This window comes from Pseudoalteromonas sp. S1608, assembly GCF_005887265.1.
GTDB classification, from domain to species: Bacteria; Pseudomonadota; Gammaproteobacteria; order Enterobacterales; family Alteromonadaceae; genus Pseudoalteromonas; species Pseudoalteromonas undina.
The window spans coordinates 18,262-44,145 of the sequence record NZ_PNDK01000035.1 but is presented as its reverse complement, the minus strand read 5'-3'; the positions used below and the strand labels follow the sequence as shown (position 1 = coordinate 44,145).

The window sequence follows — 25,884 nt, the reverse complement described above, 5'->3', positions numbered from 1 at the left end:
TAAAGCGTTAAACTTTATCTCGCTAGGGCTGCGCATATTACGCTTTCCTATTTTTTTGTCAACACTTAATTTCAGTTTCTTTTAAAAGATTTGAAAGCTAAGTTTTACTCGACTCACTTACCGTTTGTTCAGCGCTTTTCATTGCTGCCTGCCGGGTCAGTGGATGCGCATTATAGGGATATTCTGGAGAGGGTCAATGCTTTATTTCAGTTTTATTAAATTAATTTCAATTTAGTACAGTAACCGTACAAACAAAGGGCTTTAGAGCTGTTTTTGATTAAAATTCATTCAAACAAGGCATGATTGCAAGAGGGGGAGGAAGTAAAAGCGATTTATAGATAACTGCTAATCGCTTTTACATAACACTTTATTAATTACTGAGTTGTTATTTCCCATACGGCAATTGAGCCTGAGATTTCATTACCTACTATGAGCAGTGCTTCGTTTGTTGCACTTTGCGCTGCAGGAACAAATGTCATTCCTTCAGGAGCAAGGTCGCCACTTATATCTGCACTTGGTTCTAAACCACGATTATAGAAGTAGTCTTGAAATTTCACATCGTAAGGGTTGGTTATATCAAACACCATTATTGTGCCCATACGCTCTAAGCCAACAAAAGCAAACAACCTATCGCCAACCTTACCTAATGTTAGCGCTTCGGGTTCTGCCCCTTTATCATCTGAGCGTGTATCGCCTTTGTTTTCATCTTCGTTGTTATTAAACGCGTTACCATGAACAGAAGCGGTCACCCGTGCAATTTGATCGCCTGAGTCAAACACCACCAGCCCATTGCTATCCCAAATGGTAAATGAGCGTGCGCCATAGGCATAAAGAGATTCGTATTGGCCATCATTATTTTTATCACCTTTTACTGTTGTAACTTTTAAACGACCAATGTCGTTATCATCGTTATTTAAGTAATCGAAGTTAGCTGCGAGCGTTAGATCTTCTACGCGGCTTTCATCTATGTATGCCAAACATCCATCTTTAGCGTCATAATCAAGGCCGCCCTTAGCTATACAATCAGCTTCATCGCTGGCATCAAAAAAGTATTCGCGTGCATCACCCTCATTGGCAGATACAATGAAGTTGGCTCCTTTCCAACTAAAACTTGCAATTGTATCTGGCTGATACATGCCATATAAACCACGGTATGATTTAAAGTTAACACCGCCGTCTTTGTCTGAAGCGTCAAATTGTAAGTTTGACCAATCTTTAAAACCCAATCCTTTTAGTTCAAGGGAATTATCTTCAAGGTTGATTATGGCTAGACCGTTATTTTCTTGAATAGATATATAGGCGTATTTATTATCCTTGGAAATACTCACATACTCTGGCTCTAAATCCATAGCAACGGTGGTATTTATTAAATTACCATTAATAGTACGTCCAGTAGGATTGGCAAACACTAAACCCTGCGCTTCTAATTCAGCTTGCTGATTATTGTAATCTTGAAAGTTTATGCTCAAAGCGTTATCGGCAATAGTGCCGTTAGTGATATCGATAATGCTAATAGTGCCTTCGGGATCGATACTGTAGTCGCCATTAGGTTCACCTTCATTAGCAACCACTACTTTTGCACCATCATGACTAAATGCCACCATGTCGGGTAGGGCACCTACTGTTACATTTTTAATAAATACTGGTGTATCTCCGCTAATATTGTAAAACGCTATTTGGCCAGCTTCGCCCACGCTTGTAGCAGCCATTGCTACCGCTAATAATTGGTTATTCGCATCGATAGCTATGCTGTTTGCATCGCCAGGCGTATTTTCATTTAGTGAGAGCGTAATGGCAGAGGCTAAGTTGGTCGCGGTTACAATACCTTCGTTATCTTTTACTAATGCTGCAGTGTCGAACGTATCGGCAGGAATGATATTCACAACAGCTTCATCACCAGAGCTATTAATGGCATAAATCCATTTTTTAGAGGCTTGGTAGGCGACTATTTCAGCTGCTCCTTCCGGGCTTAGTGCATTGAGTACTGCGCGGCCAATAAGATTGATATTTAAAGCTGAATTTTCATTAGTGCCGTTTTCGCCATTATTACCCGCTGTACCTTGTACACCCTGTACGCCATCTTGGCCGTCATCACCATCTAGTGAGCAACCAGTTAATAGTGATAGCAAAGAAAGGGCTATTATTGATTTGTTTAACATTATTATTTTCCTTAGTGTTGTATTCGTTAAATATCAACACACAGGGATGACAACAGTATGGCATTTTTATTGATAGAATATTTAGGCAATAAAAAAGCGAGTATGAAACTCACTTTTTTGTGGGGGTTAGCTTATTTAATCAGACTGGCCACTACATATTATTTATATAATCATCGCGCCTTTTTCGAGTTATTTTAATAAACTTTTTTAACTCATCAACGGAAGGCTCAATACCTTGTTGATTTTTCTGTTCAAACCAATCGGTAACATCACTGGTTATGACAGAGCCATCTTGTAAGCATAACTCATCATTTTTTAACCAAACATCGGGACCTCTGAATGATGGACTGGTATACCAATTACAAAAGCTATATCCCTCACGTGTTAATTTAGACTCAATGTAAAAGCTATTAACAATAGATAAAATTATATATAAAGGTATTGCGCGCAGCATAAGCTTTACCATTAACCTTACTGTTTTTTCATTGCGGAAGTTCAATACTTTTTGTAAACCTGCAATTGTCATTAAAACAGGAAATGGAGCCATTACTATTATCGGAGCCAACAAGCCGCTTTCTCGAATATAATAAAGCGACTCATCAAAATAAACATTTTCAACAAACCCATAATAAGAGAAATAAAATAAAGCAATTGTAAAAAATATAAAAGCAAACAGGCCTATCACAACAGTTAATTTATGCTCGAAGCTTTGTTCTGTAAAACGTTCTTCGGATTTTTCCCATTCTAAAATAGACATTGTTTATAGCTCATTTTTATTAGGGTTAAATTTTCCTTTGGAAACCAGAAAAATCCCTTTATAAAATTATTTAGCTTAGCTGGTTATTTTAAATAAAAACGACTGCAGCAATTTTGAGTTAATTTTAACGATTATACTCTGCTCTAGTTTCTTGTATAAAAACTTCAAGTTCATTAAGTGTTGGCTCAATTCCTTTTTCATTATGCATTTCAAACCAATCATAGATATCACTAATGATTACAGAACCATCTTGTAAGCATAACTCATCGTTTTTCAACCAAACATCAGGAGAGCGAAATGAAGGTTTTGTATACCAATTACAATAAGTATAGCCATTGCTTTTTATATATGACTCTACATACAAGTTGAAAGGGATTACTAGCAAAAGAAATAAAGGTAATGCAATAAACAACCCTTTAACAAAGCCTGTCATTAAGTATTCAGATTTATAATTTAATAACTTCTGAATAGAAGCTAAAAAAAATAAAGAAAAAGGGAAAAGGAAAAAAAGTAAAAGAACCTTTCCACTTTTTTCTTTAATAAAAGAACTAGACCCAACAGCTTCCAGTAAACTAATTTCTGAGATGACGGTATAAATTAGAGCAAAGCAAAGAATGCAAATTACGATAGACCCTAACAAATTTATACATAATTCTTTAAAAGCGAGGTTTCTGCCACTCTTACTTGCTTTTTCCCATTTAAATATTTTCATAATATTTTTATGCTCGGAACCCCAAATAATGCACCGAATACTCCATAAGGGTCTTCACTCAGTGCTTTATTAAAGCTTATAAATAATGAATAGACTATTACCTGACAAGATACTTTTTAACTGACTTTGGCGTTGTCTTTCAACGATTGCCCAATGAGCATAAGCTGACATGTTACACTTCCTTCAGTTATATTTTAATGTGCTATTGAATAATCTAATTAAGATATATAGACAATAAAAAAGCGAGTTATAAAACTCGCTTTAAATATTTAATAAGTAATGGTCATTACTATTTTTTAACAGGACGTTTCCAACCATCTAAATTACGTTGCTTGCCACGTGCTACAGCTAGCTGATCATCCGCTACGGCATTGGTAATAACAGAGCCTGCGCCAACGGTTGCTGTAGCACCAATATTTACAGGAGCAACCAGTGACGAGTTAGACCCTATAAAGGCATTATTGCCAATAATGGTTTTTGCTTTATTCACGCCATCGTAGTTACAGGTAATTGTGCCTGCGCCAATATTCACTTTCTCGCCAATTTCAGCATCACCTAAGTAACTTAAGTGGTTTGCTTTAGAACCTTTGCCTAAACGGGTTTTTTTCATTTCGACAAAATTACCAATGTGCGAGTCTTCTTCCATTACTGCACCAGGGCGAAGGCGGGCGTATGGACCGAGTGTACATTTAGCCGCAACTGATGCATCTTCAATTAGTGTATTAGCTTTAATAATAACATTATCGCCGATGCTACAGTTTTTAAGTACGCAGTTAGGACCAATTTGTACGTTATTACCTAAGGTTACTGTACCTTCAAAAATAACGTTGATATCGATGAGGACATCTTCACCTGTTTTAACGTCGCCACGTACGTCAATACGTGCAGGGTCAGCAAGGGTGGCCCCATTTAGCATGAGTTCTTCTGCTTGCCATGCTTGGTAAGCACGCTCTAATCCTGCAAGTTGTACGCGGTTATTTGCACCTTCAACTTCCATTGGGTGATCAGGCTGTGCTGATGTAATTTCTACGCCTTTACTATGCGCCATAGCAACTATATCTGTTAGGTAGTATTCACCTTGGGCATTATTGTTGGATAAATTACCTAACCAGCTTTTTAAAAGCTTACCATTAACCGCCATAATGCCGGTGTTTACTTCGTTAATAAGTAACTGCTCTGCATTGGCATCTTTTTGCTCAACAATACCCACTAGCTTGCCATCAACACGTAGCATACGCCCATAACCATTTGGGTTTGCTAAATTAACGGTTAATACTGCTAAGCCATTTTTAGGTGTCGCTGCTAATAAGCGTTCAAGTGTAGATTGCTTTGTTAAAGGTACGTCACCGTATAAAACCAGTACGGTGTCGTCGTCATTTATATGTGGGTTAGCTTGTGCCACTGCATGGCCTGTACCTAGCTGTTCAGCTTGCAGCACCCAGTTTACGTTATTATCGGCTAATTGTTGTTGTAATAGTTCGCCGCCGTGACCATAAACTAAGTTAGTCGATGTAGCACCTAGCGCATTGGCATTATCGATAACATGTTGCACCATAGGTTTACCTGCCACTTTATGCAGTACCTTAGGGAGAGCAGAGCGCATACGGGTACCTTTACCCGCTGCAAGAATAACCGTTGTTAGAGCCATTAAAACAATTTCCTTTTTCCGTTGTTTTAGCTTAATAGAATAAGTGTGCTTCAAAGTAGATTACGTAAGTCACATCATGTGCAAATACTCAGTAGGCTAAGCAATGACTACTGAATCTTAACTTAAGCAAAGTAACACCTAATAGAATAGGGTTATTGTAGCGAGGATCTTGCGTAGATATAAGTAATAATGAAGAGATATTAGCCATAACGATTAATTTATTTACAAATAGCGACAGGATTTATCATCAGGCACAAAAAAGCCCACATAAAGTGGGCTTTTAAAAACCAGATAGGCTTACTTTTTACGTAATTGCTGAATAACGCGCAGCTGAGCAATTGCTTCAGCTAGTTGCATTGCGGCTTGATTGTAATCAAGCTCAGCAGATGCACCTTTTGCCATTTGGGCTTCAGCGTCACGTTTAGCTTGCTCTGCAGCTTTCTCGTCCAGGTCTTCACCACGAACAGCTGTATCAGCAAGTACGGTCACTATGTTCGGTTGAACTTCTAGTGTACCGCCAGCAATATAGATGAGTTCTTCTTCACCAAATTGCTTAACTAAACGTACCATACCAGGTTTAAGGGCAGTTAGTAGTGGGGCGTGACCGGCATTAACACCTAACTCACCTTCACTACCAGATACTTGAATAGATTCTACTAAACCAGAAAATAATTTCTCTTCAGCACTTACTACATCAAGATGTACAGTCATAGCTGCCATACTACCCTCCTAATTACATGCTTTTGGCTTTTTCTTGAGCTTCTTCAATAGAGCCAACCATGTAGAACGCTTGCTCTGGCATATCATCAAACTCACCGTTTAAGATACCTTTGAAGCCTGCAATTGTGTCTTTAAGTGAAACGTATTTACCTGGCGCACCTGTAAATACCTCTGCCACGAAGAATGGCTGAGATAGGAAACGCTGGATTTTACGTGCACGAGATACAAGTTGCTTATCTTCGTCAGAAAGCTCGTCCATACCTAGAATCGCGATGATGTCTTTAAGTTCTTTGTAACGCTGAAGAACTGTTTGAACGCCGCGCGCTATACCGTAATGCTCTTCACCGATTACTTGTGGATCAAGCTGACGTGAAGATGAATCAAGAGGGTCTACCGCTGGGTAGATACCTAGTGATGCGATATCACGTGAAAGTACCACTGTTGCATCTAAGTGAGCAAACGTTGTTGCTGGAGATGGATCCGTTAAATCATCCGCAGGTACGTATACCGCTTGGATTGAAGTAATTGAACCAGTCTTAGTAGATGCGATACGCTCTTGAAGTACACCCATTTCTTCAGCAAGTGTAGGCTGGTAACCTACCGCTGATGGCATACGACCAAGAAGTGCTGATACTTCTGTACCCGCAAGTGTGTAACGGTAGATGTTATCTACGAAGAAAAGTACGTCGCGACCTTCGTCACGGAACTTCTCAGCCATAGTAAGACCTGTTAACGCTACGCGTAAACGGTTACCCGGTGGCTCGTTCATCTGACCGTATACAAGCGATACTTTATCAAGTACGTTTGAATCGTTCATCTCATGGTAGAAATCGTTACCCTCACGAGTACGCTCACCAACACCTGCGAATACTGAGTAGCCGCTGTGCTCGATTGCGATGTTACGGATAAGTTCCATCATGTTTACGGTTTTACCAACACCGGCACCACCGAATAAACCAACTTTACCACCTTTAGCGAATGGACATACAAGGTCGATTACCTTGATACCCGTTTCTAAAAGTTCAACTGAGCTTGATTGCTCTTCGTAAGTAGGTGCTGCACGGTGGATAGACATACGCTCGTCTTCACCGATTGGACCTGCTTCATCAATTGGCTCACCAAGTACGTTCATGATACGACCTAAGGTCTTAGTACCAACTGGAACTTGAATTGCTTCGCCTGTGTTTTCTACTGAAGCACCACGACGTAAACCGTCTGTAGTACCTAGTGCGATAGTACGTACCACACCGCCACCTAGCTGCTGTTGAACTTCTAAAGTCAAACCAGCTAAATCGCCATCTGTTACTTTTAGCGCGTCATATACGGCTGGCACGCTGTCTTGTGGAAATTCGATATCCACAACGGCGCCGATAATTTGGACGACCTTACCTAAACTCATGTCTATTCCTCTCGTTAATCTTTGCCTGAAGCATTAAACTGCTGCTGAACCAGAACAAATCTCACTAATTTCTTGTGTGATTGCTGCTTGGCGAGCTTTGTTATATACAAGCTGTAACTCATCCATAAGGTCACCGGCATTATCAGTTGCAGCTTTCATTGCAACCATGCGGGCAGCCTGTTCAGAGGCAGCGTTTTCAACTACACCTTGGTATACTTGAGATTCAATGAAACGTACTAACAAAGACTCTAAAATAGCCTCTGGGTTTGGTTCATATAAGTAATCCCACGCATGTGTAGATACTTCTTCTTCAGCTTTTGGCAAAGGGAGTAACTGATCTACTATTGGCTCTTGCTTCATGGTATTAACAAAGTTGTTATATACCAGGAATAAACGGTCAATTTTACCTTCAGAGAATGCATCTAGCATTATTTTTACCGGACCAATTACGTCCTGTACTGAAGGCTTATCTCCAAGACCTGCTTTTTTAGCAAGCACTTGACCACCAAAACGTTGAAAGAAGCCAGCTGCTTTACTACCTAAAGTAGCAAAATCAGCATCTACGCCTTTCTCTTTCCACGCTTTAATGTCTAATGCAACTTTCTTAAACTCATTTGAGTTTAAGCCGCCACATAGACCACGGTCAGTAGAGATAACAATATAACCAACTCGTTTTACTTCACGTTCTTCTAAGAACGGGTGAGTAAAATCAAGATTTGCTTGAGCAACACGACCAATCACTTTACGTAATTTTTCAGCGTATGGACGGCTTGAAGCCACTCGTTCTTGCGCCTTTTTCATTTTAGACGCAGCAACCATTTCCATTGCGCTAGTGATCTTTTGAGTATTTTTAATACTGCCGATCTTGCTTTTAATCTCTTTTCCGCTGGCCATGACTCTCTCTCCGAATCAAGGTGTGCTTTAGGATATAAAGCACACCATTAATAACTAAATTACCAAGTTTGCGTAGACTTGCACTTCTCTAGAAGTTCTTTAAGCTGCGCTTCGATCTCGGCGTTGTAGTTACCAGTTTCATTGATTTGAGCCATAAGCTCTGCGTATGTGCTATTTGCGAAAGAAAGTAATGCCGCTTCGAAATCCATGATTTTAGAGATTTCGATGTCTTGCAAGTAACCTTTCTCAGCTGCGAATAACGACAAAGACATTTCAGCAACAGACATTGGCGCGTACTGTTTCTGCTTCATTAGCTCTGTTACACGCTCACCATGCTCAAGTTGAGCACGAGTAGCATCATCAAGGTCAGACGCGAACTGCGAGAACGCAGCTAATTCACGGTACTGAGCTAGGGCTAGACGGATACCGCCACCTAGTTTCTTAACGATTTTAGTTTGTGCAGCACCACCAACACGCGATACCGAGATACCAGCATTTACTGCCGGACGGATACCTGAGTTGAATAAGTCAGTTTCTAAGAAGATCTGACCATCGGTGATAGAGATAACGTTTGTCGGTACGAACGCAGAAACGTCGCCGCCTTGAGTTTCAATGATAGGCAATGCCGTCAATGAACCTGTTTTACCTTTCACTTCACCATTAGTGAACTTTTCTACGTAATCAGTGTTTACACGTGATGCACGCTCTAAAAGACGCGAGTGAAGGTAGAATACGTCACCAGGGTATGCTTCACGGCCTGGTGGACGCTTAAGTAGCAATGAGATTTGACGGTAAGCAACAGCTTGCTTAGATAAATCATCATATACGATTAATGCGTTTTCACCACGGTCACGGAAGTATTCACCCATAGTACAGCCCGAGAACGGTGCTAAGTACTGAAGTGCCGCAGATTCAGAAGCAGATGCTACAACTACGATAGTATTTGCAAGTGCACCGTGCTCTTCTAATTTACGTACTACGTTAGCAATAGTAGATGCTTTTTGACCAACCGCTACGTACACACACTTAACGCCTGTGTCTTTTTGGTTGATGATTGCATCGATTGCTAGTGCAGTTTTACCTGTTTGGCGGTCACCGATAACAAGCTCACGCTGACCACGACCAACTGGGATCATCGCATCGATAGATTTGTAACCAGTTTGTACTGGCTCATCTACTGATTGACGCTCGATTACACCTGGTGCAATTTTTTCTACAGGTTCAAAACCGTCGTTATCTAAAGCGCCTTTACCATCGATAGGAGCACCTAGCGTGTTTACAACACGACCAAGTAGACCCGCACCAACAGGCACTTCTAAGATACGACCAGTTGTGTATACTTTTACGCCTTCTGTAAGGTCAGCGTAAGGACCCATTACTACTGCACCAATTGAGTCGCGCTCAAGGTTTAGTGCGATAGCATAACGGTTGCCAGGAAGCTCAATCATCTCACCTTGCATACAGTCAGCTAGACCGTGGATGCGAATGATACCGTCAGTAACAGATACAATTGTACCTTCGTTACGAGCTTCACTTACAACTTCGAACTTCTCAATACGTTGTTTGATCAGATCTGAAATTTCAGTGGAATTAAGTTGCATGCTCTTTTTCCCAATTACGATTGTAGTGTTGTGGCTAAGCGATTTAATTTACCGCGTAAAGAGCCGTCAATTACAGTGTCGCCTGCCTTAATAATAAGGCCGCCAACTACTGTAGCGTCTTCACTACAATTCAGCTTAACTTTGCGTGCGAAACGTTTTTCAAGTGCCGCTACCAATGATTCTTGCTGGGCTGCAGCAAGAGGTGTTGCCGAAATCACATCAATATCGATTTCTTTTTCATAGTCTGCTTTTAAAGCAGAAAATAAATGAGCAACTTCAGGTAGTGCAATCAAACGTCCATTTTCAGCCATCACCTTAACTAGGTTCTGACCTTGTTCGTTGAGCTGCTCACCACATAAGTTAATAAATAACTCAGCTTGTGCGGTAGCAGTAGGCAATCCAGCTAAAATGGTAGATGCCTGTTCATTGCTGGCAACGTGGCCAGCAAAGAACAACATGTCATTCCAGCTTTCAATAGCGCCTTTTTCAACGGCAAGTTCAAAAGCCGCTTTAGCGTATGGGCGAGCGATAGTAGTCAATTCAGACATGCTCATACCCTCCTAATTACAGCTCAGCGACAAGTTTTTCAACGATGTCACTATGTGCGGCTTGATTGATTTCGCGCTCTAAAATTCTTTCTGCGCCAACCACTGCCAGAGTTGCTACTTGCTTACGTAGCTCTTCTGTCACACGGTTACGCTCTGATTCAATTTCAGAGTGCCCTTGAGCAATAATTTTTTCACGCTCTTGCTGACCACGAACAGTTTCTTCGTCAACAATTAGCACGGCACGCTTTTTAGCTTGATCAATGATATCAGCCGCTTGAGCCTTTGCATCTTTAAGCTGTTCTGCAGCTTTCTGTTGCGCTAGTTCTAAGTCTTTCTCGGCTCTATCAGAGGCAGCTAAACCATCTTCGATTTTCTTCTGGCGAGCTTCAATTGCACCGTTTAGTGGTGGCCATACGTATTTCATACAAAATAATACGAACACCGTAAACGCAATTAATTCACCGATAAGAGTGGCGTTTAAGTTCACAACCGCTCCTCCTTAAATAGTAAGCTGTTCAAAAAATAAAATTAAAGTACGAACAACAATACCATCGCGATACCAACACCAATCATTGCTACAGCATCGATTAGACCAGCAAGGATAAACATTTTAACTTGTAGCGATGGTGCTAGCTCAGGTTGACGTGCACATGCTTCAAGGAATTTACCGCCCATGTTACCAAAACCGATTGCTGTGCCGATTGCACCGAAACCGATAAGTAAAGCTACTGCGATGTATTTTAAGCCGTTTAATAATTCTAAAGCTTCCATTTATTTCTCCAAAGTTTCAATTGTATTAAAAGTAAAAGTAAAATTGTAAATATAGTAATTAGTGATTATCTGAACTTGCCATGCTTAGGTATACGATTGTAAGCATCATGAATACGAATGCCTGCAATACGATTACTAAGATATGGAATACAGCCCACACAAAGTGCAACGGTAGTTGCATTAAACCTACAGCACCTATAAGGATGAAGATTAACTCACCTGCATATAAGTTACCGAACAAACGCAGAGCCAGTGAAAACGGCTTAGAAACCAATGCGATAAGTTCTAGTAATAGGTTGAATGGGATTAAAAGAATCTGCATAGCTGTATTGTTTGAACTAAACGGGTGAAGTGTTAGTTCTTTAATAAAACCGCCGATACCTTTGATTTTAATTGAGTAACCAATCATTAGAATGAACACGCCCAGCGCAAGTGCAGCTGTCATGTTGATATCTGTAGTTGGTACAATTTTCATGTATACGTCGTGTGAATCCATACCGAATGCAGTTTCGCCAACAAAGCCAGCAAATGCAGGTAGGAAGTCAACTGGGATTAAATCCATTAAGTTCATTAAGAATATCCAAACGAATATTGTTAATGCTAATGGTGCAATTAGCTTACTTTTACCGTGGAAGGTATCGCGTACGTTGTCGCCAACGAACTCAACAACCATTTCAATGAAACATTGAAGTTTTCCAGGTACACCCAGAGTTGATTTTTTTGCGGCACTACGGAAGATCCATAAAAATATTAGACCTAGTCCGATAGACCATGCGAGGGTATCTATATGCCATGTCCAGAAGCCACTATCCGTACATGCTTTATTGAAGGCAAGACCGGCGTCGGTCGAGCACATCTTAGCATTGGTTAAGTGGTGCTGAATATGGCTAGATAGAGTAACTTCTTCTGCAGCCATGTTATATCCCAAAAGTTAATGTTTAAAAAAAACGGGTGTAAACAATCCTGTAAACAACACCAACACATAAGCACAAAAGAAAGGTAGCAGTACTACCGGATAAAGCTTTAGCATTAGTGCAAACAAAACGATTGTTAGCATAAATTTTAATCCGTTGCCGCGTTTTAACGAGGCATACGCTTGATTTGCTCGACTTGCACCCATATATCTGAATGCATAAAGCGCGAATACAAAGTTAGGAAGTACTGCGACTGCGCCACCAGCTAGAGCTGAAAGTGCGGCATTGGTTTCCCAACCTATAAAAATTATTAGTGCAGCTAAAAGGGCTACAAATCCCTGAAGGCAAATTAATTTTAATGCGGCAAGCCTATACGGGCTCGCTAACTTATTAGTCACTTTTAATTAACCTTTATGACGCTCTAATTGTCAGGGTATGAAAACTGGCGAAATTATACTTAATCCTGCCAGTTTTGCAACTTGAGTAGGTGCTTTGTAACACAAAATCGCTGTAAATGTCCCTTTTTAGACATCCAATGAATTAATGGTGGGAATAGTCTTGATTGATACGGTTTAAAATACCGTCTAACTCGTCAAGATTAGTGTAAGAAATAACCAACTTCCCTTTGCCTTTTTTGTTGTAATTTATTTCTACCTTTGCCCCTAGGTTATCAGCAAGCTGCTGCTCTAACTGTTTAACATCTGGGTCTTTTTCTATTACTTCTTTTGCTGGAGCTGGCTCTAAAATAGAGCGTACTAGTTTTTCTGTTTCGCGAACGGTCAATGCCTTTGCAACAGCTAAACGGGCTGCATCTGATTGCACTTCACCTTCAAGTGCTAACAGGCAACGTGCGTGGCCCATTTCAATGTCACCATGCTCTAACAAAATTTTTACATCGTTATTTAGATTATTTAAGCGTAATAAGTTAGTCACGGTCGTACGTGATTTACCAACGGCATCAGCCACTTGTTGATGCGTTAACTCAAACTCATTAAGCAACCGATTAAGTGCAATCGCTTCTTCCATAGCGTTTAAGTCTTCACGCTGAATATTTTCAATCAGAGCAATAGCAACGGCAGCTTCATCAGGTACGTCTTTAATAATACAGGGTACAAACTCAAGCTTAGCTATTTGCGCAGCACGCCAACGACGTTCACCGGCAATAATCTCATAGCTGTTATGCGCAACAGGGCGCACAACGATAGGTTGAATAATTCCTTGTGAGCGTATCGAACTGGCGAGTTCTTCGAGTGCCTCTTCAGACATGTCTTTACGAGGTTGGTACTTACCTGAGTGTAAAAGCTCGATCGGTAGTTTTTGTAATTCACTGTTACTAGGCTGCGCTGCATTTTCAACTGCGCTGGTTACGTTAGCAGTATCCTGTTCCTTGCCTTCGCTTGGTGCAGGTTTAGATGAACTTAAAAGCGCATCGAGTCCTCGGCCTAAACCTCGTTTTTTAGCAGACATGTTATTTTTTTACCTCAAAGTTAGGCGACAACGGGAGTTGTTTTTTCTTTTCTGCGTAGCATTTCACCAGCGAGAGCTAAATAAGCTTTCGCGCCACTTGATGCTCGATCGTAGTACATTGCTGGGGCACCAAAACTTGGGGCTTCTGCAAGTCGAACATTACGTGGGATCACCGTACGGTATACTTTATCGCCAAAATGTTGTTTTAATTGTTCTGATACATCATTTGCTAGTCGATTACGCGGATCGTACATAGTACGAAGTATGCCTTCAATCTGTAAGTTAGGGTTAACTAACTTAGCAAGTTGCGTAATCGTGTCCATTAATGCTGTTAATCCTTCCAGTGCATAATATTCACATTGCATAGGTACTAAAATAGAATCGGCAGCGGCCATGGCATTAACGGTTAACATATTTAAAGAAGGCGGGCAGTCTATAAAAATAAACTCATACTGATCTTGTATTTTTTCAAGCGCGTTACGCAAACGTACTTCTCGCGCAAATAATTCCATCAGCTTAACTTCTGCAGCGGTCACATCACCGTTTGCAGCAATCATATGATATTCGCCTGAGGTTTCTTTAATAATCACTTCATCAATAGGCTTATCTTCTATGAGCAAGTCATAGATAGTAGGGACGTCACCATATTTGTCGACTCCACTGCCCATGGTCGCATTGCCTTGCGGGTCGAGATCTATTAACAGCACTTTACGCTTCGTTGCAGCCATAGATGCAGCGAGATTAACGGCAGTGGTAGTTTTACCTACTCCACCTTTTTGATTTGCTAATGCGATGACTTTTGCCACAGTGTCTCTGATCCCTAGTCTTTAGAAAGAATTATTAAATGTCGTTGTGCATCTAAATCCGGTACTTCTAATGCAATTTTTTGCTCAAACTTAACACCTGTAGGGAGTGAGTCTAATTCCTCACTTGGAAATACCCCTTTAAGTGCAATGAACTTACCTGAATGATCAATTAAGTGCGAGCACCAGTCAATCATATCTTGTAACGATGCAAATGCACGACTTAGTACGCCATCTAATTTAACACTTGGTTGATATTCTTCAACTCTTGACTGCACCGGGGTGACATTATCAAGACCAAGCTCATGTTTAACATGCATTAAAAAACGTACACGTTTACCTAAACTATCTAATAATACAAACTGCGTTTCAGGTAAGGCAATAGCTAACACTATGCCCGGTAAACCAGGACCTGTGCCAACATCAATATAATGATGACCGGTCAAGTGAGGAGCAACAACTAGGCTATCCATTATATGTTTAACCATCATTTCTTGAGGCAAACGTACCGAGGTTAAGTTATAGGCTTTATTCCACTTATCGAGTAATTCAACATAGCGGACAAGTTGTTGCTGTTGTTTTTGTGTTAGCGCAATATCAGTTTGCGCTAACAAAGTTGTTAATTGTTGCTGTAACACAATGTACCTTTACCGTTACGCAGTTTTGCGTAACAAGCCTTGCTTCTTCAGATACACTAATAATAGCGAAATCGCCGCTGGGGTGATACCAGAAATACGCGAAGCTTGGCCGATAGTGTCTGGACGAGCATCAATTAGCTTAGCAACTACTTCGTTTGATAAACCAGAGACGGTTTTATAATCAAACTCTTTTGGTAAAATTGTTTCTTCATGACGAAGCTGCTTATTGATCTCATCTTGTTGACGCGCGATATAACCTGCGTACTTTGTATGAATTTCAACCTGTTCTAGGGCGGCCTGATTAGTGAACTCAGATCCGAGTCCTTCGATCGCCATCAAGTCGTTATAACGCACTTCTGGACGACGCAGTAATTCTTCTAAGCTGGCTTCACGCACAAGTGGTGTTTTTAGTAATTCGTTTACTTTATTAACCATGGCATGATCTTTATGGATCCAGGTATCTTTAATACGCTGTTTCTCTTTAGCGATCACTTCCATTTTTTCGTTGAATGCTTGCCAACGTTCATCGTTAACTAGACCTAGTTCACGACCTTTTTCAGTTAAACGAATATCAGCGTTGTCTTCACGAAGTAGCAAACGGTATTCAGCGCGGCTAGTAAACATACGGTACGGTTCTTTTGTACCCAGTGTTGCTAAGTCGTCAATCAGTACGCCAACATAGGCTTCATCACGACGTGGTGTCCACGACACTTTACCTTGTACTTGTAATGCTGCATTCATACCTGCGATCAGACCTTGCGCACCCGCTTCTTCGTAACCGGTAGTACCATTAATTTGACCAGCAAAAAATAAACCATCAATAAACTTTGTTTCTAATGATTGTTTTAAATCGCGTGGATCAAAAAAGTCATATTCAATAGCATAGCCAGGACGACAAATGTGTGCGTTCTCAAAGCCGGTGATCGATTGCACAATTTCTAACTGCACATCGAACGGTAAGCTAGTTGAAATACCGTTAGGGTATAACTCGTATGACGTTAAACCTTCTGGCTCTACAAATATCTGGTGTTTATCTTTATCTGCAAAACGGACAATTTTATCTTCAATAGACGGACAGTAACGTGGGCCTATTCCTTCGATAACACCTGAGTACATAGGTGAGCGATGTAAGTTTTTGCGAATAACATCATGTGTTTTTTCATTGGTGTAAGTGATGTAACACGGAATTTGTTGTGGATGGTCGCTTTGTTTACCCATAAATGAGAATACCGGTGTTGGTGCATCACCTGGTTGTTCTTGCATTTTACTAAAATCAACAGTCCGGGCATCAATACGCGGTGGCGTGCCTGTTTTTAAACGATCTACTCTAAATGGTAATTCACGTAAGCGATCAGCTAAGGCAATTGAAGGCGGATCGCCAGCTCGGCCACCTTTGAAATTTTCAAGGCCGATATGAATTTGACCGCCTAAGAATGTACCCACGGTTAGTACCACACTAGGTGCACTAAAACGTAAACCCATTTGTGTCACCACACCGGTTACACGATCATTTTCAACGATTAGATCATCACATGATTGCTGAAAAATCTTTAAGTTTTCTTGGTTTTGAAGTGTGTTTTGAATAGCCGCTTTGTACAAGGCACGATCCGCTTGTGCACGCGTCGCTCTTACAGCAGGGCCTTTAGAAGAATTAAGCGTGCGGAATTGGATCCCGCCTTTGTCAATAGCTTGAGCCATTGCGCCACCTAGTGCATCAATTTCTTTAACCAGATGGCCTTTGCCAATGCCACCAATTGCTGGGTTACAAGACATTTGACCAAGGGTATCCATATTGTGAGTCAGCAGCAGGGTATTCATCCCCATACGGGCAGCTGCCAATGCGGCTTCAGTGCCTGCATGTCCACCACCTACTACGATAACGTCAAAATTTTCGTGAAAAATCATTAATGGGATCCTACTTAAATCAAACCAGTAAACTTCAAAAGGGAGCGTATTCTACCTAGAAATTAGCAGAAGATAAATGATTAAACAGTGCTCAAGATCTAAGTAAGTGATCTCTAATAATATAAAGGATCTTTTAAAGAGATCTTTTAATACTATTACTACTACTGATTGGGTTTTCTGTTGATAAGCTTTAGATCATGATTAAAAACATATAATTAGATCGGATCTAAAGGTGTTAGTATGATCGGATCTTCAGGCAAATAAGCTCTGATCAAAACAGGCTGTTATACACAGGCCGATCAAGTCTCGATCTTATCCCATGGATAAGCATGGCTAAAAAAGCAGTTTAATCAGTGTTTATCCACAAAACTTATTAAATTATTAGCAAATTGTGGGTAACTTTATTTATAACTTTTCGCTTGATCTTTCTATTTTAAACCTGTCTGTGCTATCCATGAGTCTAACCAAGCTAAGGCCGTATCTTCGGGCAGTGCTTCATCAAGAATATTAAGCTCTAAACGTTGTGCTACTTTTACAGCGCCTTTTTGGCTTAAAAGAGTATCTACATTACGTCCTGCAAGGTTATAAGTGTCGTAACTAGTATCGCCAAGCGCAATAACCGAATACTTTAAATGCGAAAGATCATCCACTTGCGATACTTGTTCGATAAAACCAATCAGGTTGTCAGGGTAATCACCCGCACCGTAGGTTGATGTACAAACCAACCAAATAGTATTTTGTTGATCTATTTCATTAAATTCAGGTTGATCATGTAGTTGGCTATTAATCCCTTGGTTGTTAAGTGCATCATTTAACTGCTCTGCAACGTACTCGGCGGATCCCATTTGACTACCAACGATAATATTTACTGAACTCATGAATATGGCTGATCACTATTAGTTTTAATTGCTGCCTATGATAGCTCAGTGAGTATAACAGTAAAGTTAAGAGTGTTATTTTGTATAACTATTTTTGTGGTAATTTAAGCCTTGGTATTAATTTCTTTCTTAACTTGTTGATTATTAATGATTTAACAAAATATCTTTAAATGTAATCTTCTGATCAAGTTGTTGATAAGGTTGGGGAAAGCTCTGCTTAACTAAAAACTAATATTATTAATAGTTTGCTAAGTTATTGATTTTATATTGAGTGTTAACCACCAGCTAGTACAAATTTATAGATAAAGGCGTGTTGATCTTAGTGTGGATACAAAGCATGTTGATAACTTAAAATTGGGATCGAAAATAATTTTAAAAAATGATCTGTTTATGCAGATCAGACTAAAAATCCATTTTTATTTTCTAAAAATCGCTATTTAGCTTATTTAAACACAGCATATTTTTACTTTTTATCGCTTTTAATTCATTTTCAAAGCAATAAAACCCCAATTGTGGATAACTGATCTGCAAAAAAATAATTTTCATCAATTTAAACTAAGAAAATAACTATGTTTTGCTGGTGGAGTGGGCGATCAAACTTACTTTTTAGGTACGTTTTATTTTTATGGTTTGATAATTACCTATGCCCAAGCTTGGAAAGCTAATGTAATAGGTTCTCTTTTAGGGCGAAATAAGCTTAATTTTTTACTATTAATGTAGGTAGTTTATCTGTTGTTTGTTGTGATTATAGGTTTAGCCCATCTGCCTTAAACACATTTTTAAACATGAATGGAGGCTAATATTGGTGCAATTTAGCTGTATCTTTTAGCCTGTTTGGTTTTTAAAGTGAGTTATTAAAATACATTTTGGCGAGTCGATATTAAAAATAGTAGGGCATTAAAAAGGGCACCTAGGTGCCCTTAATGATTCAATTATTAGTTCAACTATTTACCGATACAGAACGAGCTGAAAATTTTGCCAAGCAAATCATCAGAAGTAAATTCACCAGTTATTTCGTTAAGATACTGCTGTGTTAAACGCAGTTCTTCAGCGAGGATTTCACCGGCCACGTGCATCTCTAATTGTGTTTTACCGGTATCTAAGTGATAGGCTGCGTGTTCCAGTGCATCTAAGTGACGACGGCGTGCCATAAACCCGCCCTCTGTGGCACCATCAAAACCAATGCAGGCTTTTAAGTGCTCACGCACTAGTTCTATACCGTCAGCATTTTTAGCGCTTAAACTGATGACCGGATATTGTTGCTCTTGATCCATACCAACCGTATCACCAGATAAATCGGCTTTATTCCTGATCACGGTTACGCCCATACCTTGGGGTAATTTAGCCATAAATTCAGGCCAAATAGCATGTGGATCGGTATCAGTTGTATCGGTACCATCAAGCATAAATAATACCCGATCGGCTTGGTTTATTTCATCCCAGGCACGTTCAATACCTATTTGCTCAACTTTATCTGGGCTTTCTCGTAAGCCTGCGGTGTCGATTATATGCAGTGGCATACCATCTATATGTATATGCTCACGTAATACGTCACGAGTGGTGCCAGCTATTTCAGTTACGATGGCCGCTTCTCGCCCTGCTAATGCATTAAGTAAGCTTGATTTACCTGCATTAGGGCGACCAGCAATTACGACGCGCATACCTTCGCGCATTATGCTGCCTTGTTTGGCTTGATTGGTTACGGCATTAAGCTGCTCAATAATGGCATTTAAATCACCGCCCACTTTTCCGTCTGATAAAAAATCGATTTCTTCATCAGGAAAATCAATAGCGGCTTCTACGTACATCCGCAAGTGAATGACTTTTTCAACTAAGGTTTCTATGTGCTTAGAAAATTGGCCTTGAAGTGACTGTAGGGCGCTTTTAGCCGCTTGCTCACTGGTTGCATTAATTAAGTCGGCGATTGCTTCTGCTTGAGTTAAATCAAGCTTGTCGTTCATAAACGCACGCTCAGAGAATTCACCAGGCTTTGCTAAACGTACACCGTCTATTTTACTAATTTCTTTAAGTAGCATATCAAGCACAACAGGGCCGCCATGGCCTTGAAGTTCGAGTACATCTTCACCGGTAAATGAGTGTGGGCCGGCAAAGTAAATCGCAATACCTTGGTCAAGTTGCTGACCTGCAAGGGTGTTAAATGGCACATAGTCGGCATAGCGAACTTTAGGGACTTTACCAATTATTTTTTCAGCAACCTGTTTGGCTAGGTTTCCTGAAACGCGAATAATACCAACACCGCCTCGGCCTGGGGCAGTGGCTTGTGCTGCAATTGTATCGTGATTGATCATGCGGTTTATTTGCCAACTTAAATAACGTAATGGCGGTATTGTAACCTATCAAATAGGCACTCGCGAATGCTGTTATAAAAAATTGGCAATAAAAAAGGCGACCTAAGTCGCCTTTATATAAGTAGGGAGGATTAATCGCCCCTTACTTTAATACCTTTCTTTTCCATGCCACGGTAGATGATTAACATCTGGACAATAGAGATAAGGTTAGACACTAACCAGTAAAGTACTAAACCAGATGGGAACCATAAGAAGAACACAGAGAAGATAACCGGCATAAAGGTCATCATTTTTTGCTGCATTGGATCGGTAACCGTCATAGGTTGTAGTTTTTGCGTTACAAACATACTCGCACCAAATAAGATTGGTAATACGTAGTATGGGTCTTTCGCAGAAAGGTCAGTTAGCCAAAGTACAAATTCAGCGTGACGAAGTTCTGTAGACTCTAAGAATACATAGAACAAGGCTAAGAAGATTGGCATTTGCAGTAAAATAGGGAAACAGCCACCCATAGGGTTTACTTTTTCTTTACGGTACATTTCCATCGTCGCTTGGCCGAATTTTTGACGATCATCGCCATACTTTTCTTTTAGCGCCTTCATCTTAGGCTGTAATGCACGCATTTTAGCCATTGAGGTGTACTGTGCTTTAGTCAGTGGGTACATTAATGATTTAACAATAATAGTGATGGCAATAATTGCTACACCCCAGTTACCTAAAATACTGTGTAACCATTTTAATAGCACAAATAAAGGTTGAGAAATAAACCATAACCAACCGTAATCAACGGTTAAGTCTAAGTCAGTGTGAATCGCTTCAAGTTTATCTGACTCTTTAGGGCCCATGTAATAAGTCGCAGTAAGTACTTGCTCACTACCAGCTTGAACATTTACCGCTTCGTCTTTAACACCAATAATAGCCGCGTTACTTTTAGTGATTAAACTATAAAGTGTATTTGCTTGATCTTGCATTGGTACCCAAGCACTTACAAAGTAATGCTGTATAAAGGCAACATAACCACCCTGGGTGTTTATGTTTAGGTTTTTATCGGCCATATCTGAAAAACTATACTTTTCGTATGGTTCTTCATCAGTACCGTATGCAGCCCCTAAATAGTTTTGATCAACCATGCTGCCTTTTTCTTGTACGGTACGCTTTATTTGTGTGTAAAGCTGAACTTGTACTGGCGAGCTAGTGGTGTTGTTAACTTTATATTCTAAGCCAACATCATATTGACCCTTTTTGAATACATAGGTTTTAGTGAAACTTACACCGTTACTATCAGTAAACTGAAGAGGAACACGAAGTTCATCACCCGTTAAAGTATAAGAAGTTTGTTCTGATTGGTAAGTAGGACGACCATTTGCTGATGCATCTGGGCCATTTAAACCAATTAAACCACTTTGTGAAAAGTATTGTTTACCATCAAACTCACCAAGTAGCATGTAAGGAACATCACTGCCTTTGGTTTCTTTATAATCAATTAAGTCTGTTTCAACAATGTCACCACCTTTGGTGTCAATTTTTACTTTAAACACGTCTGTTGTAATATTTATAACAGCGCGTTTAGCTAAAGTTGTTGAAGCAGGTAAACCTGAGTCTGATGAAGCTGGAACATAATCATCTGATTCTGGTGAATTTGCTTTTAGTGTTTGTGTAGTGGCACTAGGATCGGCTTTTGGTGTGTTGTAGTCATTATTCCACTCTTGAAATAATAAAAACGACACTAGCATTAGGCCGATGAATAAAAACGTGCGTTGCGATTCCATAACAGCTCTTATTTCTCGTGTTGGTGGTTAATACGGGTTAATTTTTCAGGAACGGGGTCGTCTCCGCCTGAATGTAAAGGATGGCATTTTAATATGCGTTTAACAGCTAACCAACTCCCTTTTACCGATCCATGCAAATTAATTGCTTGAATAGCGTAACTAGAGCATGTTGGATTAAAACGACAATGCGGACCTAATAGCGGGCTAATCCACTTTTGATAACCGCGGATAAATAAAACTAAACAACGTGTTGGTAAAGCAGCAAGTGGTTTAAGTAACCTCATGTTGTACATGCCCCTACGTTATGTTTAGTGAATAGATACCATGTATTTAAAGACTCACTATGAGATTTTAAACGCATGATTAAAAGGTGAGCTAAAGATACCTTAATTAACCCTGTAATTCTATTGCTATTGGGTTTGTTTAGTCGATTTAGCTGATTTGTTTGGGCGTTTTTTAAATGGTGGCGGTTTAGGGGCACCAGGTTTGCAGCGTTCATTAATCTTACGCCACAGCTTTGTAAGTTGTTTGGTTAATTCTTCATTAGACTGTTCATCAATGCCACTTTTAACCATCAACACAATATCAATATTATCGAGCGTGTGTTGGTTTAAACGAAAACTTTCGCGAGCAAGACGTTTAATACGGTTTCGTTGACATGCCTTTTTTACACGTTTTTTAGCAACAGTAAGGCCTAACCTAGGTTTAGACTGGTCACTTGGTTTTGCTAATAAGGTAAAGAAAGGAGTTGCAGCCCGAGCGGGTTCGTTAAATATGCGAGAGTAATGCGAGGGAGTTAACAGACGTAACTCCCTGCCAAAGCTAAAGTCTTCCACTTATAAATTAAGCAGAAAGAACTTTGCGGCCTTTAGCACGGCGACGAGCTAATACTTTACGGCCATTTACAGTTGCCATACGAGCACGGAAACCGTGTGTACGTTTGCGTTTTAAAACGCTAGGTTGAAAAGTTCTTTTCATAACAATCTCATCCGATCGGTTAAAGTTAAAACATCCTATGCAGGTCGCGATCCTGGCACAGGTGCCATTGCGAGCGCGAGATATTATAGATGAAGTGACGAAAAGTCAATCATAATAGAGTGCGTAAAGCATGTTTATTTATGATCAATTTTCATGATCCGATAGGATCATCATAAATAAGAAGTTTTCCACAGCCCCTGTATAAAAAGTGAATAAAAGCATGGGAAAAGTAAATTAGATCGTAAATTGTGGTCGCGATCTGCTGCCAGTTTTGTTATGATCTCTAATCAAGCTTTAAAATAAAAATCTATTTAAATCAGTCTGTTATTATATTTATACATCGATATCAACAATTTTACAAAAATCAATCTTTTACTTGTGGATAAAGTGCATTCATAATAGTCGGTCTTGGGCTGCTTATTGAGCCATTTAAACGCAATACAGGTGTGATTTTTGAATCATTATTGATGTGCGGGAATAAAAATTATATCTCTGGGAGTTTTACTGTGTATCTGTCGGTTTGGCAAAGTTGTTTATATGTATTGCAAGATGAATTGCCTTCGCAGCAATTCAGTATGTGGGTCAGACCACTTCAAGCAGAAAGTACCGAAGATACCTTGACGATTTATGCGCCTAATCGTTTCGTACTTGATTGGGTGAGAGAGAAGTACTTAAATAGAATAAATGAATTATTGGTAGAAATTTGTGGTGTAGAAGCACCCGAGTTACGCTTTGATGTAGGTAGTAAGCCGCTATTAAATGCACAAGCTGCACCGGTGGTTGAAACACAATCAGCCCCAAGCACGCAATCAACGGCAAAACAACCACCTCGAGAACAAAAACCGGTTGTAGAACCTGCTCCTAAATCTGGTTATAAATCAAACATTAAAGAAAACTATACCTTTGATAGCTTTGTTGAGGGTAAATCTAACCAATTAGCAAAAGCGGCTGCCACTCAGGTAGCAGACAACCCTGGCTCTGCATTTAACCCTGTATTTATTTACGGTGGTACAGGCTTGGGTAAGACGCATTTATTACATGCGGTAGGCAACGGTATTATGGCCAATAAGCCCGATGCTAAAATTGTTTACATGCATTCAGAACGTTTCGTTCAAGACATGGTTAAAGCACTGCAAAATAATGCGATTGAAGAGTTTAAGCGTTATTACCGTAGTGTTGATGCATTAATGATTGATGACATTCAATTTTTTGCTAATAAAGAACGTTCTCAAGAAGAATTCTTTCATACCTTTAATGCATTATTAGAAGGTAACCAACAAATTATTTTAACCTCTGACCGTTACCCTAAAGAGATTGAAGGGGTTGAAGATCGCCTTAAATCTCGTTTTGGTTGGGGATTAACCATCGCGATTGAGCCGCCAGAGCTTGAAACACGCGTTGCTATTTTGATGAAAAAAGCCCAGCAAAGTAAAATTAACTTACCGCATGAAGTGGCATTTTTTATTGCGAAAAAATTACGTTCAAACGTACGTGAACTTGAAGGGGCATTAAACCGTGTAATTGCTAACGCAAACTTTACCGGCCGCCCAATATCTATCGACTTTGTAAAAGAAGCACTGCGTGATTTATTAGCGCTGCAAGACAAACTAGTCACCATCGACAACATTCAACGTACGGTTGCTGAATACTATAGAATACGTGTATCTGATTTACTGTCTAAGCGCCGTAGCCGCTCTATAGCAAGGCCTCGCCAAGTAGCCATGGCATTATCTAAAGAACTCACTAATCACAGCTTACCTGAGATTGGGGATGCTTTTGGTGGGCGTGACCATACAACAGTACTGCACGCGTGTCGCAAAGTTAAATCATTACGTGACGAAAGCCACGAGATTAAAGAAGATTACCAAAACTTAATAAGAACATTGTCATCTTAGGGCTGACTTTATTATGCAAATAACAATATCAAGAGAACAATTTTTAAAACCATTGGTACAAGTATCGGGTGCCATTGAGCGCAAGCATACGTTACCTATTTTATCTAACGTATTGCTCGTGGTAGAAAATGGCCAGCTTTCAATGACAGGGACAGACCTTGAAATTGAGTTAGTGGCGAGTGTATTTGTAGGTGACGATGTTGCCGATACTAAACTCACATTACCGGCTAAAAAATTACTCGATATTTGTAAAAGTTTACCGGATGGTTCTGATCTTACTTTAAGCTTGCAAGACCATCAGTTACTTTTAACCAGTGGGAAAAGTCGTTTTTCATTGACCACTTTAGCTGCTGAAGATTTTCCTAATTTAGAGCAGTGGGATGGTGAAGTTGAGTTTCAACTAACGCGTTTAGAATTACGTAAATTACTTGAAAGCACACACTTCTCAATGGCAAACCAAGATGTGCGTTATTACTTAAACGGCATGTCGTTTGAAGTTGATAACAGCGATATAAAAACAGTTGCCACTGATGGGCATCGTTTAGCTATTGCACAAAAACAACTTGGTCAGTCGTTAAATACACAGCGCCAATTAATTATACCGCGCAAAGGCGTACAAGAAATTATGCGTCTAATGGTTGCTGATCAAGAGCTGGTAACTATTCAGTTTGGTGCCAACCACATTCGTATTATTGATATTGAATTTACCTTTACGAGTAAATTAGTTGATGGTCGATTCCCTGATTACCGTCGTGTTTTACCGCGCGGTGGCGATAAGGTAATTACCGCGAATCGTGAATGGCTTCGTAATGCTTTTCAGCGTGTGTCGATTTTATCGAACGAAAAGTTTCGTGGTGTACGCTTAAATTTATCAAACGGTTTATTAAAAATTACAGCCAACAACCCAGAGCAAGAGCAAGCTGAAGAAGTGGTTGAAGTAATGTACGAGGGTGATGACCTAGAAATAGGCTTTAATGTCTCTTATGTATTAGATGTATTAAATACATTAAAAACCGAAGATGTATTATTTACCCTTGCCGATTCAAACAGTAGTGCACTTATAGAAGGTGCCGGCGATGAAGAAGCTATGTACGTTGTTATGCCAATGCGTTTATAAGA

Annotated in this window: 25 protein-coding genes; 2 read left to right on the top strand and 23 right to left on the bottom strand. The window is 39.9% G+C overall.

The annotated features are described in order from the left end of the window. Positions 1-374: 374 nt before the first annotated feature. The 23 genes from CWB75_RS14630 to rpmH form a co-directional block, all read right to left on the bottom strand. Positions 375-2,159 (bottom strand): choice-of-anchor I family protein, encoded by a 1,785-nt coding sequence (locus CWB75_RS14630; RefSeq protein ID WP_138571044.1) that lies wholly within the window; start codon positions 2,157-2,159, stop codon positions 375-377. A gap of 151 nt (positions 2,160-2,310) precedes the next feature. Beyond that, the gene (locus CWB75_RS14625) at positions 2,311-2,916 is read right to left on the bottom strand and encodes a DUF1240 domain-containing protein (protein WP_138571043.1); all 606 of its coding nucleotides are present in this window, start codon (positions 2,914-2,916) and stop codon (positions 2,311-2,313) included. 124 nt (positions 2,917-3,040) lie between these two features. Further along, the gene (locus CWB75_RS14620) at positions 3,041-3,628 is read right to left on the bottom strand and encodes a DUF1240 domain-containing protein (RefSeq protein ID WP_249362335.1); all 588 of its coding nucleotides are present in this window, start codon (positions 3,626-3,628) and stop codon (positions 3,041-3,043) included. Positions 3,629-3,917: 289 nt separating this feature from the next. After that, positions 3,918-5,276, bottom strand: a complete 1,359-nt coding sequence (glmU, locus tag CWB75_RS14615) for a bifunctional UDP-N-acetylglucosamine diphosphorylase/glucosamine-1-phosphate N-acetyltransferase GlmU (protein WP_138571042.1) — start codon at positions 5,274-5,276, stop codon at positions 3,918-3,920. Between the two features lie 297 nt (positions 5,277-5,573). Further along, positions 5,574-5,996, bottom strand: a complete 423-nt coding sequence (locus CWB75_RS14610; protein ID WP_008112140.1) for a F0F1 ATP synthase subunit epsilon — start codon at positions 5,994-5,996, stop codon at positions 5,574-5,576. 13 nt (positions 5,997-6,009) lie between these two features. Further along, a complete protein-coding gene (gene atpD, locus CWB75_RS14605; RefSeq protein ID WP_008112138.1) occupies positions 6,010-7,395 on the bottom strand; it encodes a F0F1 ATP synthase subunit beta in 1,386 nt (461 codons plus the stop codon). Between the two features lie 33 nt (positions 7,396-7,428). Further along, a complete protein-coding gene (gene atpG, locus CWB75_RS14600) occupies positions 7,429-8,289 on the bottom strand; it encodes a F0F1 ATP synthase subunit gamma (protein ID WP_008112136.1) in 861 nt (286 codons plus the stop codon). A gap of 59 nt (positions 8,290-8,348) precedes the next feature. Beyond that, positions 8,349-9,890 (bottom strand): F0F1 ATP synthase subunit alpha, encoded by a 1,542-nt coding sequence (gene atpA / locus CWB75_RS14595; RefSeq protein ID WP_008112134.1) that lies wholly within the window; start codon positions 9,888-9,890, stop codon positions 8,349-8,351. 14 nt (positions 9,891-9,904) lie between these two features. Then, on the bottom strand, positions 9,905-10,438 hold the full coding sequence (atpH, locus tag CWB75_RS14590; RefSeq protein ID WP_008112132.1) for a F0F1 ATP synthase subunit delta: 534 nt from the start codon (positions 10,436-10,438) through the stop codon (positions 9,905-9,907). A 16-nt stretch (positions 10,439-10,454) separates the two neighbouring features. Continuing rightward, positions 10,455-10,925 carry a F0F1 ATP synthase subunit B gene (atpF, locus tag CWB75_RS14585; RefSeq protein WP_008112130.1) on the bottom strand — a complete coding sequence of 157 codons (471 nt, stop codon included), beginning with the start codon at positions 10,923-10,925 and terminating at the stop codon, positions 10,455-10,457. 41 nt (positions 10,926-10,966) lie between these two features. Continuing rightward, a complete protein-coding gene (atpE, locus tag CWB75_RS14580) occupies positions 10,967-11,209 on the bottom strand; it encodes a F0F1 ATP synthase subunit C (RefSeq protein ID WP_008112128.1) in 243 nt (80 codons plus the stop codon). A 58-nt stretch (positions 11,210-11,267) separates the two neighbouring features. Next, a complete protein-coding gene (gene atpB / locus CWB75_RS14575; protein WP_008112123.1) occupies positions 11,268-12,125 on the bottom strand; it encodes a F0F1 ATP synthase subunit A in 858 nt (285 codons plus the stop codon). A gap of 15 nt (positions 12,126-12,140) precedes the next feature. After that, complete coding sequence (locus CWB75_RS14570; protein WP_008112121.1) at positions 12,141-12,521, bottom strand: ATP synthase subunit I; 381 nt, start codon at positions 12,519-12,521, stop codon at positions 12,141-12,143. Between the two features lie 142 nt (positions 12,522-12,663). Beyond that, the gene (locus tag CWB75_RS14565; protein ID WP_075169486.1) at positions 12,664-13,590 is read right to left on the bottom strand and encodes a ParB/RepB/Spo0J family partition protein; all 927 of its coding nucleotides are present in this window, start codon (positions 13,588-13,590) and stop codon (positions 12,664-12,666) included. 20 nt (positions 13,591-13,610) lie between these two features. Further along, on the bottom strand, positions 13,611-14,396 hold the full coding sequence (locus CWB75_RS14560; RefSeq protein WP_008112117.1) for a ParA family protein: 786 nt from the start codon (positions 14,394-14,396) through the stop codon (positions 13,611-13,613). A 14-nt stretch (positions 14,397-14,410) separates the two neighbouring features. Then, positions 14,411-15,031 carry a 16S rRNA (guanine(527)-N(7))-methyltransferase RsmG gene (rsmG, locus tag CWB75_RS14555; RefSeq protein ID WP_008112113.1) on the bottom strand — a complete coding sequence of 207 codons (621 nt, stop codon included), beginning with the start codon at positions 15,029-15,031 and terminating at the stop codon, positions 14,411-14,413. 15 nt (positions 15,032-15,046) lie between these two features. After that, on the bottom strand, positions 15,047-16,936 hold the full coding sequence (gene mnmG, locus CWB75_RS14550) for a tRNA uridine-5-carboxymethylaminomethyl(34) synthesis enzyme MnmG (protein ID WP_138571041.1): 1,890 nt from the start codon (positions 16,934-16,936) through the stop codon (positions 15,047-15,049). Positions 16,937-17,364: 428 nt separating this feature from the next. Next, a complete protein-coding gene (mioC, locus tag CWB75_RS14545; RefSeq protein WP_008112109.1) occupies positions 17,365-17,814 on the bottom strand; it encodes an FMN-binding protein MioC in 450 nt (149 codons plus the stop codon). Positions 17,815-18,758: 944 nt separating this feature from the next. After that, positions 18,759-20,123, bottom strand: a complete 1,365-nt coding sequence (gene mnmE, locus CWB75_RS14540; RefSeq protein ID WP_010392700.1) for a tRNA uridine-5-carboxymethylaminomethyl(34) synthesis GTPase MnmE — start codon at positions 20,121-20,123, stop codon at positions 18,759-18,761. A gap of 131 nt (positions 20,124-20,254) precedes the next feature. Next, positions 20,255-21,892 (bottom strand): membrane protein insertase YidC, encoded by a 1,638-nt coding sequence (gene yidC, locus CWB75_RS14535; protein WP_055013151.1) that lies wholly within the window; start codon positions 21,890-21,892, stop codon positions 20,255-20,257. An 8-nt stretch (positions 21,893-21,900) separates the two neighbouring features. Next, positions 21,901-22,176 (bottom strand): membrane protein insertion efficiency factor YidD, encoded by a 276-nt coding sequence (gene yidD / locus CWB75_RS14530; RefSeq protein WP_024601490.1) that lies wholly within the window; start codon positions 22,174-22,176, stop codon positions 21,901-21,903. Positions 22,177-22,302: 126 nt separating this feature from the next. Further along, positions 22,303-22,728, bottom strand: coding sequence for a ribonuclease P protein component (gene rnpA, locus CWB75_RS14525; protein WP_008467046.1), 426 nt, complete (start codon positions 22,726-22,728; stop codon positions 22,303-22,305). 7 nt (positions 22,729-22,735) lie between these two features. Continuing rightward, positions 22,736-22,870 carry a 50S ribosomal protein L34 gene (gene rpmH, locus CWB75_RS14520; protein ID WP_008112968.1) on the bottom strand — a complete coding sequence of 45 codons (135 nt, stop codon included), beginning with the start codon at positions 22,868-22,870 and terminating at the stop codon, positions 22,736-22,738. Between the two features lie 506 nt (positions 22,871-23,376). On the opposite strand from rpmH, the gene dnaA reads away from it, so the two are divergent. Both dnaA and dnaN read left to right on the top strand, forming a co-directional pair. Beyond that, positions 23,377-24,765, top strand: coding sequence for a chromosomal replication initiator protein DnaA (gene dnaA, locus CWB75_RS14515; RefSeq protein WP_010392708.1), 1,389 nt, complete (start codon positions 23,377-23,379; stop codon positions 24,763-24,765). A 13-nt stretch (positions 24,766-24,778) separates the two neighbouring features. Then, positions 24,779-25,882 carry a DNA polymerase III subunit beta gene (dnaN, locus tag CWB75_RS14510; RefSeq protein ID WP_008112965.1) on the top strand — a complete coding sequence of 368 codons (1,104 nt, stop codon included), beginning with the start codon at positions 24,779-24,781 and terminating at the stop codon, positions 25,880-25,882. Positions 25,883-25,884 lie beyond the last annotated feature (2 nt).